Consider the following 14,006-nt stretch of genomic DNA (forward strand, 5'->3'; position numbering starts at 1 on the left):
GTTAGTTCTATCATTTAATTAAGTGTTTATAGCTTGAGATGGATAATTCTTGTAGGTTGTTTTAAGAGTCTTTAACTATCTATTTTCTGTTGCACTTTTATAGAGAGAATTATGCAACGCCATAATAAGCATCACGGGCATCAGCAACCCCAGCAAGAGTACGTTGGACATGATGAACATCAGAAACAGCTTGCTGATGTCCGTCAGGATTTACATGAAGCTGGACAGCAACATTCCCACCACGATAAGCACGCAGGCCATCGTCCAGAAATCTTTAAGCGACGATTCTTCATCTGCCTAGTGCTAAGTTTGCCTGTGCTGTACTACGCACCCATGTTTGAAATGTGGTTTGGGTATCGCGCGATCGCCTTTCCTGGTTCAGAGTGGATCGCCCCAATTCTCAGTACAGTCATCTACTTTTATGGCGGTTGGGTTTTTCTGCGCGGGGCATGGCGGGAATTGCACAGCAAGATTGGCATGATGACGCTGATTGCGCTCGCCATCACCGTTGCTTTTATTTACAGTCTCGCTGTTTCGTTTGGGCTGAGAGGCGAACCGTTTTACTGGGAACTGGTAACACTCGTTGACATCATGCTGCTAGGGCACTGGATCGAGATGGCATCGGTTCAGGGAGCAAGTCGAGCCTTAGAGAATTTAGCAGAACTCGTACCTACCGTGGCACATCGTTTGGTAAATGGACGAATTGAGGATGTTCAGGTCGATACGCTACAACACGATGACCTAATTCTGGTTCGTCCCGGTGAACAAATTCCGATCGATGGCGAAGTCACAGAAGGTGCTTCGAGTGTGAATGAAGCTTTTCTGACTGGGGAATCCCGCCCAGTCACCAAGCATATTAATGATGAAGTGGTTGCCGGATCTGTAAATGGAGATGGCGCATTGACTGTGAAAGTCACTCGCACAGGTGAACAAACCACCCTCAGCCAAATCATGCGCCTGGTTGAGGAAGCGCAAAGCTCTAAAAGCCGCTATCAAGCCTTAGCGGATCAATTAGCGTATTGGTTGACGCTGATTGCGATCGCAGTTGCAACACTGACCTTCCTTGTTTGGCTGGCATTCGCTCCTGATAGTACTTTTGCGATTAATCGTGCTGTCACGGTGCTAGTGATTGCTTGTCCACACGCATTAGGCTTGGCGATCCCACTCGTAATTGTCAATGCAACAGCGATGTCTGCCAAACATGGAATTTTAGTTCGCAGTCGAGAAGCCTTTGAGCGAGCAAGAAACATTCAAACGATCGCCTTCGATAAAACTGGGACATTAACAGAAGGACGATTTGGAGTTCAACGAATTTACACAGATCAAATTGATGAACTCAAAGCGTTAAGAATTGCGGCAACATTAGAATCGCTCTCTGAACATCCTCTGGCTCAAGCGATCGTGCAAGAAGCCGATCGTCGTCAGATTGAATTTACTAAAGGCGAGGATTTTCAAGCGATTCCCGGTAGCGGTGTGGAAGGCACAGTGAACAATCAACGTTATCGAGTCGGTAGACCCGAATGGGTACGCGAGTTAAAGCTGAAATTTCCAGCAGCCTTACAAGCAGGATTAGAGCAAAGTGAGTCGCGGGGAGAAAGCGCGATCGTTCTTATGGATGACCAGCAAGTACTGGCTGTTTTTGGGTTAGCCGATCAAGTGCGGGAACCTGCAAGAGAAGCAGTCGCGAGATTGCAGGAAATGGGTGTGCAAGTGGTGATGATTACGGGCGATGCCGAAGCGGTTGCCAAGACCGTTGCCGAGGATTTGAACATCGATCGCTACTATGCCCGTGTGCTACCACAGGATAAAGCCTCAATTATCCGCAGACTCAAAGCCGAAAAACCAACTGCGTTTGTGGGAGATGGCATTAATGATGCGCCTGCTCTAACCGAGGCAGATTTAGGACTGGCGATCGGGGCTGGAACCAATGTCGCAATTGAATCAGCAGATTTGGTATTAATCAATAGTAGCCCCCTCGATGCCACCTATGCATTGAAGTTGGCAAAAGCGACTTACAATAAAATGCTGCAAAATCTGTTTTGGGCAACGGGTTACAACATCATTGCTATTCCTTTAGCCGCAGGAGTCGCTTATTCCTTTGGAATTCTATTGTCTCCGGCAGTAGGCGCTATCTTGATGAGCGTTTCGACCGTTGTTGTTTCGATTAATGCCATGTTATTACGTCGGCTTAGACTCAGAGGCTAAATCTTTAGATTTCTGTTCGGCTTGTTTGTCCATTGCGATCGCGCCTCGGTGGTGTATTCGCCTGGCATCAATGAAGCGCCAAATGACGCACACAAAACAGTCTAAATCCCCTTTGTTTGAGTAATTTGTCCCACAATCCAACCAAGTTAGAACGGGTAGAATCATCAACTGAAGCACGGGCAGAATCCCGACCTCTAGAAGCGGAAGTCGGATCATGGCTTCACTGTAGCTCCAGATGCCCATTACTAAGGCAATCCACTCGATTAGTGTTGCACTGGTTAGACCAGCACCTGCGAGCGTTAGAATTCTTAAGCCATTGAGATGAGCAATCCAATCCCGATCGTGGGTGATACGGTGACCAAGCCAGTACAGCACACTGATGTAGACAGCATCTCCGATTGACGCTAAACCGCAAATTAGCCATGTTTGAGCAGCAGATGTAGCAAATTGCTCGTAAGCGAACATCTGCCCCATCTCCCAGACAAAGTTAATCATGAAAGCGGCGACAAAGATTAGGAGTAGAAAGGTTTTGGAAGATTGGCTCTGAGTCAGGGGGTTATACCGTTTCACTTTAAAGTTGATACATTTGGACAAGCTGGGGGAGTGAATTGTATCAAGATTTTCGTGAAATGGTATCACTTTCAGATGGCCAACATACCGCGTATATAATTAACTTAAAGCTACGTATCATTTCCTGCATAGACACTACTTACCATCTTTGAGCTTATCTTCATACTTGAGGACGTGCTGTGCAGAAATTCCCCAGCCTGTTAAAGTGCCTAGCACTCCTCCTCCAACTGCACCAGCCACAGCACCTTCAATACCACCTAATAATGCTGTGCTGGCTAAGTGTCCAATTATTAACGTTGGTCCAACACCAGGAATCCAAATAAAAGCTGCACCAGCAAGCACACTCACCCCTGGTAACAGTATTTTCCGTTCTGCCAACCGTGCTGTAGTTAAGTCAAACAAAACGCTGGGAGATTCTGGACTTAAAGTTGACCGTTGGTAGAGCCAACGCACCAGTTTCCAGTGTTCTGGTTGGGAGTGAAATTCTTGATAGCTGTAGCGTTGTTTAATTAACGCTGTATGCTCCCATTTGGTCTCGGAATTTCGGTATTGTTCTAAGCAGTTTGTATCCAACTGACCCAAACTCTAAAATTACTTCACAACGGGCGCAAGAAGTAGCACTTTCTGCTTTTGAAAAAATTCCGTCTTTAGGGCAATAACTTATCAATATAAATTTAATTTGTATATGACTACATGATTAAAACTATCACAATTAAAAACTTATCAAGAGAATAGACAATACTCTTGATTGTCGAAATATGGATTCATGCCAAATTTAGTAAAAAATTACACTTTTTTACTAAATAAACTAGAGGTAACACTTAATATAATTCGCCACCGCGAGCGAAAATTTCTATCACTTCACTTCTGGTTACTTGATTTTTATCGGCTATTTCTAACAGCTTCTCCCATGCTTCATCGGTTAGGCGAATTGACCTTAACCGTTTGGGGGAATCTCCATAATCAGTTTCAAATTTACCATCTGGTGTACGCGGTCGTCTTTGAGATTTTTGTCTAGTACCGGAATATTGATCCATTGTCCTAAGTTATACATGCTGTCTTACTATATCATGTATATACATGGCTGAATGACTGATTTTTCAAGATTTTTTTTCTTATCCCGGTTTTCTGTTCCGTTGCTACTCACGCCCCTTACCTCACTAAAAGCACCACAATTGAGCAGTCTAATAAAATAACAAGGTATGTCAAATGGGATTTATTACAAATTTGCTTTGTTGCAAAATTGTTGATTGCAACTTTTACAAATGAAATATCATGAAAGTAATTGCACCTGCGGAGTTAGAATGCGATCGCCTTTCCACTTTAGTCAAACGCTGTTGATATGTTTGACCATAGGCTTTGACCAAGTGTATGGCTGAAATGGTTTATCAAGGGGCGTTTTAGCAATGTGGTTTGTGTAATTGTGCATCACTTTGATTGCTATACCCAGAATGACTTCTAGCACTTGTTGTTTAGCATAACCAACTGCTAAAAATTCCTCAATTTCATCATCTTCAAGCCAACCCCGTGCTTGAATCATTCGTTGCGTAAAACGGCGTAGTGCTTGTAAGTTTGGATCTGCGAGTGGGATAACATCACCTAACGCTTGAATATCTTCACTCTCCCCATTGTGTCGTCTTCCGTGCCAAGCCCAGAAATGCTCTTATTACTGGTGAGGAATCATGCTGCCGCCAAGTAAGATAAAGTCCGGTTTTAGGTATCTGCTCTTGTAAGGGTCTGTAAATGACTCTGCTTCTGTGGAAGTTTTGCAAGGAGGCGGGAACGAAAGCAATGCCCAATCCTGCTGCAACCAAGCCGATGATAGTTTGCATCTGAACTGCCTCTTGAGCAACTTTCGGATGAAATCCAGCTTGTTGACAAATGTTAATAATCTGCTCGTAAAAGATGGGTCCCATTTTGGCAGGAAATAGGATAAATAATTCATCTGCCAAAGCGGAGAGAGACACTTTAGTCTGAGCAGAGAACGGATGGGTTTCTGGCAACGCCAATACCAATGATTCTTGCAAAATGCATTCTACACTCAAACCTGGCTCAATGATGGCAGAACGAACAATGCCGACATCAACTTGTTTGTGATGCAGGGCTTGAATTTGCTCTTGCGTCGTCAGTTCATGCAATCGCAGTTGTACAGCAGGAAACTGTTCTCGAAAGACACTTACAATATCTGGCAGTACACTATACGTTGCAGAGCCGACAAAGCCGATCGCCAACCGTCCAACCTCACCCCGCCCTATCTGTTGTGTCACTTCGATCGCCTGTTCGAGTTGCGCTAACACTCCATAGGAGCGATCTAAAAACATTTTGCCTGCTTCAGTCAGATGTACTTGCCGCTTCGTTCGTTCAAACAACTTGACTCCTAGTTCATCTTCCAAACCACGAATCTGCTGACTGAGCGGAGGTTGGGAAATGTGCAACCGCTCTGCTGCTCGACTAAAGTGTAGTTCTTCAGCCACCGCGATGAAGTAGTGCAGGTGCCGTAATTCCATCTTACTTATATGTCTAACCTATTAATCTTAGTCAAATATATATTGGACAGTCGCATGGCTGTCTCCTACCGTAAGAAATATGAGGCGCGTCTCATCGTTTTTGGATTGGAGAAAACAAATGAACTTAGACAAAAATTGTGTCGCTCCTAAAGTTTGGTTAATTACAGGATGCTCAACAGGATTCGGACGTGCGCTAGCAGAAGCTGTGTTGAAGAAGGGCGACCATCTGCTGGCGACTGCTCGCGAACCAGAGCAACTTCGCGCTTTAATTGACCATTATCCAAAAACTGCATTCGGCGAGCGTCTAGATGTAACCATATGCCAAGAGATACAAGCAGCCGTTGATGCAGCAATCAAAACATTTGGTCGAATTGATGTACTCGTCAACAATGCTGGCTATGGACTGATTGGCGCACTCGAAGAAGTCAGTGATGCTGATATTCGCCAACAGTTTGAAACCAACTTCTTTGGGGCAGTTCATCTAATCCAAACTGTTTTGCCTCTGATGCGCCAGCAAGGTAGCGGTCACATTGTGAATATGTCATCTACAGCAGGATTAGTGGGGTTTGGTGGTAGCAGTATCTACTGTGGCACTAAATTTGCCCTTGAAGGTATATCTGAAGCCCTGGCTAAAGAGGTGAGATCCTTTGGAATTAAAGTGACTTTAATTGAACCTGGGGCATTTCGCACAGACTTTAATGGACGCTCTCTGGCAGCAGTTAAACAATCCATTGATGCCTATGCGACCGTAACCGGTGCCTCGTTGCAGTGGTTCAAAGATATGGATGGTAAGCAACTTGGCAATCCACGATCGGCGGCACAAGCCATCATTCAAGCTGTGGAAAGTCCTCATCCGCCGATGCGACTGGCGTTAGGCACGGATGCCATGAGCCTGATTCAGGAAAAACTGGAATGGGTCAAAACGGATTTGGATGCTTGGCAGCAGGTTACTGTAAGTACGGATTATACAGATAAAAACAGTGGGGTAATGGTTAGTTAGGTAACTATAGAACGTTTACTAAGCCATGAGGCACAACATCATGCACACTTTCAAAGCTCTAGCACTCTTTTGGCTCATCGCCTTCCCTGGCATTGTTAATGCACAGGATCGCTATGTTTGCCCAAGCAATGGCAGCGAACTTCAGCAACTAAGAATCTATGAGGTCAATCGCAGCAACAAAGAGGCTTTTCATAAGCGCTTTCAGGATCATGCTCTAAGGATCATGAAGCGACATGGTTTTAAGATCATTGACATATGGGAAAGTGATTCTGGTGAGAAGGTTGAATTTATCTATCTTCTGGCTTGGCCGGACAAAAGCACAATGGATTTACGCTGGAAAGAGTTCCTCTCAGACAAAGAATGGACTGATATCAAGAAGCAGACAGCGGCTGAAAGCGGAGAACTAGTCCGAGAAGTTAATGGCTACCCCCTAACTCGCGTGTCTTACAGTCCGGTATGCGCCAAGAAATGAGTGGTACGCCGCCTAACAATTCATTCAAGCCGAAGCCGCTTGGCGGTTCAGCTTAATTAGAGTCTGGTAGTTAAGCTCGCTCGCTAGTCATTAAACAGTGCATACACCTACTAAAAAGCAGAATTTAAGTCAGGAGAAAGTGAAGTGATTCGGCTCGACGATCAAGTAGCAATTATTACTGGAAGCGGGCGAGGTTTGGGGGCAGCCTATGCCCACCTGCTTGCGGAAAGAGGAGCGCGTGTCGTTATACATGACGCAGGCGTTAACAAAGATGGAACCGGATTCGATCCGAACGTGGCGGCTGATGCTGCACGGAAAATTCAAGAAGCAGGTGGAGTTGCATTCCCAATCAACGCAATCCTTGATAGTAGAGATAACTGCCAAAGTCTAGTGGAAACTACGCTCTTGAAGTTTGGTCGCCTCGACATCTTGATTCACAATGCCGGATGGGTTGCCTATCAGTCAGTGCAAGAACTAACGCCTGATTTTCTACAGCGCGCCATCAGCATTAATTTAGAGGCACCAACATGGCTGGCTCAAGCCGCCTTTGGGACGATGAAACAGCAAAACTACGGACGGATTGTGCTGACGACTTCGGATAGAGCGATTTATCAGCAATATGCACTCAGTGGTCTTGCCCCTTATGCGATGGGAAAAATGGCACAGATAGGTCTGATGAATGTGCTCGCGGTTGAAGGCAAAGAGCATGGAATTCTCGTTAATGCGATTTCGCCGGTAGCCAAAACGCGGATGTGGAACGTACAAGATGAGCCTCTTGAGTTGCGACCCGATCAAGTAGCCCCCGGATTGTTATATCTCGCTTCTGGTGAATGCCAAGAGTCTGGATTTATATTAAGGGCAAGCAATGGTCAATTCACAGCAGTGCGCTGGATCGAGCGAGACAATGTGGACTATCCATTAAACCTTGCCGCTGTTGAGGTTTCTACTGCGGAGGATTTGGCTACTCGCTGGCAGGATATTGCTGTGGATGTTGCGTTTTAAAGACTGGGCTTGTACTTCGAGATGGTCTGTAGGGAAACAATCGAGATTATTAGCGGGAGAGTAGTTGAAAGGATGTGGGTAAGGGGCGATCGCCTCTCTCCCCAATGCCTCCTGTGAATGAGGAGAGCGAGGCATTACACTCAAAAAACGCTTACTGGCAGCCTTTGATGTGTTGCGTGAGTGGTACTCAAGTCCCAATTTTCGCGGTTGTCCATTCATCAATGCTGTTTTGGAGCTTGCCGATGCCTCTCATACAGCACATCAGGTAGTGAAGGCAGAGAGTACACTTTTCTCTAACACTTAACACCTATTCCTCATAATCCCTTTACTCCAGACGAAATCCTGCATCAACTTCTATTTCTGCTTTAGCAATTGGGTCATCCTCATCATCATTAAAGAATCCATCGTCTTCAGAATCTTTTTCCAAAATATTTGATCCGGCTGGTTCTGAGATAACAGGTAACGAGTCAGGACTTGGCTCAGTGGAATCAAAAAAAGAAACCGAAGGAGGAACTAAATTAGCTGAAACAGGAGTTACTCCCACACTATTAGTTCCAATTGTTTGTTCTAAGCCAATTACACCTTGCGAGAAAACTCCACTATGAGGATTAACAAGAACTACCTGGGGCAACCCCTCCATCCCAAATGTCCGTTTCATCTTAATTATCTGGGCTTCAAGTTGCACGATCGCATCATGGAGGGCTGACTGCAATTCCATACCAGATACTCCGGCAGCCGATAGTGCAAACGGTAGGTAATACGCCCGCAGCGCCTCACATACTAACTCGGTTTGCCCTCGCTTCTTCGACTGGAGATAGCTAATTACTATCCCATCTTCAGTATCCTTATTCCGCATGATTCGCGCCAACTCAACAGAATCAGCAGGCTTACTCGCTCTTGCCATACCTTTACTTCTATATAATCTGCAAACCAAGCTTTTCAGTAAGCTATTTGTCAATACTCTTACTTTAACCACACTGTAGAAGAACTTACCCCCGTATTTACTCCTAACTACCCCAATTCACACACTAATTACCCCAATCAATTGAAAATTAGGTCTAATTTTTTAAATAAAAATATGTTGTTAACTGATAAATAAACTCTTAGAATTCCCATGATTGAGGTATTCTGAGGGCAAATTGACCCAACTATTTTAGCATTACTTCAAACATCAATCGTCTTGGAACAAAACTCTACAACCCTCTCTGCGTATGAATTTACATCAGTCCCGTTCCACAATAAACCATTGCTGTTGTCGCACAATCCAGAACTAAAACAAGGTATGTTCAATGGGGTCATTTTATCCTTATCTTATTCGCAATAAATTAGATTAATTGACAATATATTCAATACAATCGTTTATCATGTAGTTCTAATAAATACTACTTCCGTTTTATATTTACTTTTTGATGACTAAGGTATGGTAAATGACCCCGTAAAGCGAACTAAATCCATCAAGGTATACCTCTTTGAGGAAGAGAAAACTACCATTGAGGAAAAAGCGATCGCCACAGGGGTAACTGCATCTGAGTATTTACGTTCCTGTGGATTAAGGCGGGTACTAACGGCAAAACCGTCTGCCGACTTGATAACTATCCGCGCTACTGCTGGAAACCTTAAAAGCGAACTGATGATGTTATCTCACTTAGCGAAAGAAACAAACAACCAGCAAATTTTGGATACTGTTAATAAGGCGATCGCACTTGTAGATCAGACCATCGTAGCTGCATTTAACATAGACGTTCCCGATAAATCACCCTCAAGCCAAGATAAATAAGGCATTACAAGTTCTATAGCCCACGCTTTTAGCTGTCTCAATTTGATTCCCGTCATCTACAAAAAACCCAATTTTCTCGACACGCTCAAGTATGTCTTGGGGAAAGATGATGCTGCGATTGTCGATACTAATATGATGGGAACAAAGCCAGATGAATTTAACCAGCAGTTTCTCACCATCAAGTACACAAACAAAGCAGTTAAACGGCAGTGCGCCCACCTCATTATCTCAATCGCACACCGCCCGAACTACCACGAGCATTTATCTGATAGTCAGTACAGTTATGTAGCAAGAGAATATCTCAAAGATATGGGATACTTGCCCAAGGAAGAATCATCTGTAGCAACTACCAGTCAGTTTGTGGCAGTACGCCACCACGATCGCAACCACGAACACCTGCATATAATCACCTCCCGGATTCGGTTAGATGGCAGCTTAGTTAATGATTCCTATGATTATTTCAACTCCCAAGTCTCAACTAGACGCATCGCGGCGGAACTAGGATTGGAAGTAACACCGACAACAAATGAAGCCGTCGCCTCTAGGTTAGAGCAAGAGTACGGAATAATTACACTCACCAGCCCCAACCGATCAAAAAGTATTAGAGCAGTCAACAGTAAGCACAAAACCCCAACCAGTAAGGAAATTATTCGCCAAGCAATAGGAGAAGCCATTAAGGACAGTCCCACCGTCTCTACGTTCATTCAACGCCTGGAGGAAAACAGCATTGGAGTATTGCCTAAGATGCAGGGGGAAGAACTACTAGGCTTTACCTACATTCATAATGATGTCAAAATTGCAGGTTATCAAGTATACAAACCTTATAGCTGGAACAAACTGCGGTCTGAATATGGAATAATGTACAACTCAGATAAAGATAAAGAAGTAATTCAAAAAGCTAAAGCCAGAGCAATTAACCGCATAAATAGCAAAATACTAAGTAAGAATGATTACTTATATAGTGATAAACCTACTAGCAGCAGTGCAAGTGATAGCAATGGTGATACCGATAGTAATTCCAAAACACCTGTTAGTACATGTATACTAAACAGTAATTATCCAAGTGAGATTCCAGTAATACAATCCAAATTGGAAGACAACCCCACATTGAAAGCAAATAACACTAAGAAAAAAGTTCAGCCGCATCCCCAAAAACAGTACCCACAACAGGATATTTCAGAAGAAAATGGTCTTACTGCTAAACAATTCCTGGAAGAGCAATCTTCCCCTGTTCCTCCTTCTCTTAACCTTCTGCCTTCTACTCTCAAACATTTGCCTTCTATAATTACTGACTATATGCTTGTTACCAATAACTTCCGTATCAAAGGACGGGAGTTGAGTGCCAGCTTAGATAGCAATACTCTGAGTGTTTGCCGTCATGGGGATAATACTCCTGTGATGCAAACCTGCTACAGTCAGGGAAGCTGGTACGAAGAAATACCAACTCGATTAACAAGAAACGAAATTGAGCAGATTGACAGTCTGCGTTTCTTTACGCAACAAGTATTAATGAATAAACAGCGATCGCAAAGAGGTATTGAGCAGTAGTAAATCTGCTAGTAGAGAGAATTTAATCTACTGAGAATTCCTATTGTTGATATATGAAATACGAAGTGTTCAAATTTGAATACTTCGTAGAAAGCATTCATACATCTAGGTTGATGTATTAAGCAATTCCACTACGTATTAGCGTCAAAATTTGTACATCCGAGTCATAATAGATTTCGAGGTTGTTTTCTGGTTCTAAGTCATGAGTTATGTTTTTATAAACCAGAGCGCAACAACTTAATCTTGAAATACCCTCGTTTAAGTTTCTCACTTCCCCTGACTTCATAAAACTTGTCCGGTTTTTGGATAATTTCAATTAGTCCCTGCGCTTCCATCTCCTCAAACAACGACTGCCACGACGCAATATCTTGCCCCGGCGCAAAAATTCTAACATCGTTTATCTCACCCATAAGCCCACAGGAAATCACTCACCTTTGTTCTAGCTATATTAAATTATAAAAGTAACTAGAACAAAGAACGATAACCCATGCCCAAGAAAAAATGTGGACTTGGATTTGACTGTGCCAGTATGATGCTGCACCCAGGTATAGACCCTGGCGACTGCTTAAATTACAAAACTTGTGGGAGTGCGGTTGAACTAACCCCTGATGAAGAACTCGAACTTGTTCGTATCAGGGAAGAACGAATGCGCCAGTATCAAGAACAAATTCGCCTGACTCGTCGTTGTGCCGCCATTATGATGCTGATGAGGCGCGGTTGCCCACAGTCACCAGAATCGTTAGGTATTGTCTCCGCCGTCGAGGCGATCGCCACCACATTAGATAATATTCGTACTGGACTTACTAACTTCGACGGACAGTACATCGCACCACCTAGTTGCGAACTCCACATCTACAATGTTAAACGCCCCAGTGGTACGTACTCATACTATAAACTAACTGCCGAAAACGCAATATTTGCACCTTCAGAGAAAGAACAACAAGTACGGGTAATTCACCTCAGCCATGATGATGATGCGCGGTATATAGAAGCACAATTTGGTATAGAACGGCGAAACAAGTTAACCCAGGTGCGAACCCTGCTTCAGAACGTAAGCGCATTGCTTGAGGAAGCAACACGTCTACTCGAACAAACCACAGATATGAACAGTCCAAATGCTACAATTGAAGTTTCCAATACTAATGAAATTATACCTATCGACTCATAAAACCAGCAAAAATGGAAAATTTATTTCAATTACTGCTGTCAAATTTTTAATTGAACATTTAAAATAAAGTCTTGAAATTGCAGAAGCGTGAAGGGCTTAATTTTACGTACTTATGGTTTGGGCTAAGAAATAATAAAGTCATGAAGTTTTAAAGAAAAAATCTCCAAACGCTTCTAGATGAAAATAATAAAGGCATAGAGTTAGGTCGAGGGGAAGATAATACTTCCCCTCGACCTAACTCTATGCCACTAATCTATAAAAAACGGTTGGGCAACAGCGTCCACCGGAGGCGATCGCTTGTAGCCTGCAATAATATACTGGTAATGATACGTAGTGCAATGCAAAAAAAATTACTTCATTGGCAGAGATAGCTCTATTCTAAAAGAGGCTAGAAGTGCAACAAGCAACTAAAATCAAGCTTGGTTTCTGTTTGAATTGTTGTCTTTTGCGTTTGATTTGTATATGCAAAATTTTCTCCACACTTTACTTTAGTAGAGCTACTTACAGTGGCGAACCGTTGTGCAGTAAAGGAAACAGCATTAACTGAGCGAAAATAAAGGAATCCTGCTTTACGCATTACTTACAAAACCCCCACTATGTTAGAAAATTAAATTTTGACCCTACTTTTTCAATAAGAATTTAAAAATCATTCCCAAAAATTCGCTTTTTACTGAAATTGCTCCATCCGTAATTTTTAAGCGTAATTCCTCATGTTTTTATGAATAAAGAAGATTACAAATTGAAGAAGAATGCACAATACCTGCGGTAGGCGCGATAGCGACTTCTGTAAGTAGTCGCTACGCGCCTACAGAACTCAGAACTCAGAATTTATTCTGGCTCCAGGATAGCTGAATTCTTGATTTCAATCCCCTCTTATTCACGGGGCGGGTATTCTGACTCTTTTTGAAATCTAAATTACTTCTATAGAGAAACATCATGAGCCAAAATTTAATCGTTCAAGAATTAGCAATTATTATTGCCGCTAAAAATCACAAGCCCACGATTTTAAATCCAGATTTTCTCTTTTGCACTGGCATTGTCCCATCTGATTGGCAATTAGCTCGTCAACCCATCTATACCAATAGTGTTGCCCAAGTTACCTTCACCAATGGTATTACCATCATTGCCGAACCCAACCGAGTAATTTTCGTAGAACCAATCGCTGAGTTGGCAACTGAGTCACTTCAAATTCCGGCGATGTCTCGCAAATATATGCAAACTCTGCCAAATATTGAATTTGAAGCTGTAGGCATCAATCCTAGAGGATACGTACCTTTTGCTGGTTCTGGTGATGCAGCACGACAATACATGACAAAAACACTCCTATCTCCCGGTGCTTGGCTTGAAGTTGGGGAAGAACCGATGCGAGCATCACTCAACTTATTTTACAGATTCAAACGCGCTCCCTTCTACCTGAATGTAAATGAAGCGGTATTGCGTTCACCAGATGAAACAACCACTCCCATCGTCATGTTCAATGGTAGTTTCACCTATGAAGTCAACGGTGAATCAGAAACAGAAAAACTCACTACTTTATATCAAGGTATTGAAAATTGGCAAGTAGATTTAGAAACTTTCCAAGAAATTGTTAACACAAAGTTTCTTGCCGAACAAGCTATGTACTCTTCTACCGTCCCTGATGTAATTAGCATGTAGTAGCTGAAAGTCTTGCAAAGATTAGACTGATGTCAAACCAATTCAAAATTCAAAATTCAAAATTTAAGATGAAGAAATCAATGATTTTGAATTAATAAATT

15 protein-coding genes and 1 pseudogene are annotated in these 14,006 nt (G+C 43.0%); 9 read left to right on the plus strand and 7 right to left on the minus strand.

Annotated elements, in window-relative coordinates; genetic code table 11:
• Window positions 1-111: 111 nt before the first annotated feature.
• Window positions 112-2,205 (plus strand): heavy metal translocating P-type ATPase, encoded by a 2,094-nt coding sequence (locus tag QUB80_RS28960; protein ID WP_289792911.1) that lies wholly within the window; start codon window positions 112-114, stop codon window positions 2,203-2,205.
• Here the strand turns inward: QUB80_RS28960 and QUB80_RS28965 are convergent.
• The 5 genes from QUB80_RS28965 to QUB80_RS28985 all read right to left on the minus strand — a co-directional run bounded on the left by QUB80_RS28965 (window position 2,179) and on the right by QUB80_RS28985 (window position 5,282).
• A complete protein-coding gene (locus QUB80_RS28965) occupies window positions 2,179-2,700 on the minus strand; it encodes a hypothetical protein (RefSeq protein WP_289792912.1) in 522 nt (173 codons plus the stop codon). The genes QUB80_RS28960 and QUB80_RS28965 overlap by 27 nt on opposite strands.
• Before the next feature lie 210 nt (window positions 2,701-2,910).
• Complete coding sequence (locus QUB80_RS28970) at window positions 2,911-3,348, minus strand: DUF4158 domain-containing protein (RefSeq protein WP_289792913.1); 438 nt, start codon at window positions 3,346-3,348, stop codon at window positions 2,911-2,913.
• Between the two features lie 248 nt (window positions 3,349-3,596).
• On the minus strand, window positions 3,597-3,812 hold the full coding sequence (locus tag QUB80_RS28975) for a transcriptional regulator (protein ID WP_190752392.1): 216 nt from the start codon (window positions 3,810-3,812) through the stop codon (window positions 3,597-3,599).
• Between the two features lie 290 nt (window positions 3,813-4,102).
• A complete protein-coding gene (locus QUB80_RS28980) occupies window positions 4,103-4,315 on the minus strand; it encodes a carboxymuconolactone decarboxylase family protein (RefSeq protein ID WP_289792914.1) in 213 nt (70 codons plus the stop codon).
• Between the two features lie 76 nt (window positions 4,316-4,391).
• The gene (locus tag QUB80_RS28985) at window positions 4,392-5,282 is read right to left on the minus strand and encodes a LysR substrate-binding domain-containing protein (protein WP_289792915.1); all 891 of its coding nucleotides are present in this window, start codon (window positions 5,280-5,282) and stop codon (window positions 4,392-4,394) included.
• Window positions 5,283-5,400: 118 nt separating this feature from the next.
• On the opposite strand from QUB80_RS28985, the gene QUB80_RS28990 reads away from it, so the two are divergent.
• The 4 genes and pseudogenes from QUB80_RS28990 to QUB80_RS29005 form a co-directional block, all read left to right on the plus strand.
• Window positions 5,401-6,282 carry an oxidoreductase gene (locus tag QUB80_RS28990; RefSeq protein ID WP_289792916.1) on the plus strand — a complete coding sequence of 294 codons (882 nt, stop codon included), beginning with the start codon at window positions 5,401-5,403 and terminating at the stop codon, window positions 6,280-6,282.
• Between the two features lie 40 nt (window positions 6,283-6,322).
• A complete protein-coding gene (locus QUB80_RS28995; protein WP_289792917.1) occupies window positions 6,323-6,754 on the plus strand; it encodes an NIPSNAP family protein in 432 nt (143 codons plus the stop codon).
• A 144-nt stretch (window positions 6,755-6,898) separates the two neighbouring features.
• The gene (locus QUB80_RS29000; RefSeq protein WP_289792918.1) at window positions 6,899-7,756 is read left to right on the plus strand and encodes an SDR family NAD(P)-dependent oxidoreductase; all 858 of its coding nucleotides are present in this window, start codon (window positions 6,899-6,901) and stop codon (window positions 7,754-7,756) included.
• A 124-nt stretch (window positions 7,757-7,880) separates the two neighbouring features.
• A pseudogene (locus QUB80_RS29005) lies at window positions 7,881-8,024 on the plus strand (TetR/AcrR family transcriptional regulator); the annotation flags it as partial.
• Between the two features lie 57 nt (window positions 8,025-8,081).
• On the opposite strand, the gene QUB80_RS29010 reads toward QUB80_RS29005, so the two are convergent.
• Entirely contained in the window at window positions 8,082-8,660 is a 579-nt protein-coding gene (locus tag QUB80_RS29010; RefSeq protein ID WP_289792919.1) for a hypothetical protein, read from the minus strand.
• A 516-nt stretch (window positions 8,661-9,176) separates the two neighbouring features.
• Between QUB80_RS29010 and QUB80_RS29015 the strand changes: the two genes are divergently transcribed.
• The gene (locus QUB80_RS29015) at window positions 9,177-9,533 is read left to right on the plus strand and encodes a plasmid mobilization protein (RefSeq protein WP_289792920.1); all 357 of its coding nucleotides are present in this window, start codon (window positions 9,177-9,179) and stop codon (window positions 9,531-9,533) included.
• A gap of 42 nt (window positions 9,534-9,575) precedes the next feature.
• Window positions 9,576-11,081 carry a relaxase/mobilization nuclease domain-containing protein gene (locus QUB80_RS29020; protein WP_289792921.1) on the plus strand — a complete coding sequence of 502 codons (1,506 nt, stop codon included), beginning with the start codon at window positions 9,576-9,578 and terminating at the stop codon, window positions 11,079-11,081.
• A 215-nt stretch (window positions 11,082-11,296) separates the two neighbouring features.
• Here QUB80_RS29020 and QUB80_RS29025 read toward each other — a convergent pair whose 3' ends face one another.
• Window positions 11,297-11,491, minus strand: coding sequence for a hypothetical protein (locus tag QUB80_RS29025; RefSeq protein ID WP_289792922.1), 195 nt, complete (start codon window positions 11,489-11,491; stop codon window positions 11,297-11,299).
• Window positions 11,492-11,568: 77 nt separating this feature from the next.
• Here QUB80_RS29025 and QUB80_RS29030 point away from each other — a divergent pair, with 77 nt between their 5' ends.
• Both QUB80_RS29030 and QUB80_RS29035 read left to right on the plus strand, forming a co-directional pair.
• A complete protein-coding gene (locus QUB80_RS29030; RefSeq protein WP_289792923.1) occupies window positions 11,569-12,249 on the plus strand; it encodes a hypothetical protein in 681 nt (226 codons plus the stop codon).
• Between the two features lie 936 nt (window positions 12,250-13,185).
• Window positions 13,186-13,905, plus strand: a complete 720-nt coding sequence (locus QUB80_RS29035) for a hypothetical protein (RefSeq protein WP_289792924.1) — start codon at window positions 13,186-13,188, stop codon at window positions 13,903-13,905.
• The last annotated feature ends 101 nt before the right edge of the window (window positions 13,906-14,006 follow it).

The sequence above is a fragment of the Chlorogloeopsis sp. ULAP01 genome (assembly GCF_030381805.1).
Taxonomy (GTDB): Bacteria; Cyanobacteriota; Cyanobacteriia; order Cyanobacteriales; family Nostocaceae; genus Chlorogloeopsis.

Coding starts and splice junctions, on each gene's coding strand:
- QUB80_RS28990 (WP_289792916.1), top strand. CDS start 5,401: ATGAACTTAGACAAAAATTGTGTCGCTCCTAAAGTTTGGTTAATTACA.
- QUB80_RS28975 (WP_190752392.1), bottom strand. CDS start 3,812: ATGGATCAATATTCCGGTACTAGACAAAAATCTCAAAGACGACCGCGT.
- QUB80_RS28985 (WP_289792915.1), bottom strand. CDS start 5,282: ATGGAATTACGGCACCTGCACTACTTCATCGCGGTGGCTGAAGAACTA.
- QUB80_RS29030 (WP_289792923.1), top strand. CDS start 11,569: ATGCCCAAGAAAAAATGTGGACTTGGATTTGACTGTGCCAGTATGATG.
- QUB80_RS28960 (WP_289792911.1), top strand. CDS start 112: ATGCAACGCCATAATAAGCATCACGGGCATCAGCAACCCCAGCAAGAG.
- QUB80_RS29015 (WP_289792920.1), top strand. CDS start 9,177: ATGGTAAATGACCCCGTAAAGCGAACTAAATCCATCAAGGTATACCTC.
- QUB80_RS29035 (WP_289792924.1), top strand. CDS start 13,186: ATGAGCCAAAATTTAATCGTTCAAGAATTAGCAATTATTATTGCCGCT.
- QUB80_RS28995 (WP_289792917.1), top strand. CDS start 6,323: ATGCACACTTTCAAAGCTCTAGCACTCTTTTGGCTCATCGCCTTCCCT.
- QUB80_RS28980 (WP_289792914.1), bottom strand. CDS start 4,315: ATGATTCAAGCACGGGGTTGGCTTGAAGATGATGAAATTGAGGAATTT.
- QUB80_RS29025 (WP_289792922.1), bottom strand. CDS start 11,491: ATGGGTGAGATAAACGATGTTAGAATTTTTGCGCCGGGGCAAGATATT.
- QUB80_RS29010 (WP_289792919.1), bottom strand. CDS start 8,660: ATGGCAAGAGCGAGTAAGCCTGCTGATTCTGTTGAGTTGGCGCGAATC.
- QUB80_RS28965 (WP_289792912.1), bottom strand. CDS start 2,700: ATGATTAACTTTGTCTGGGAGATGGGGCAGATGTTCGCTTACGAGCAA.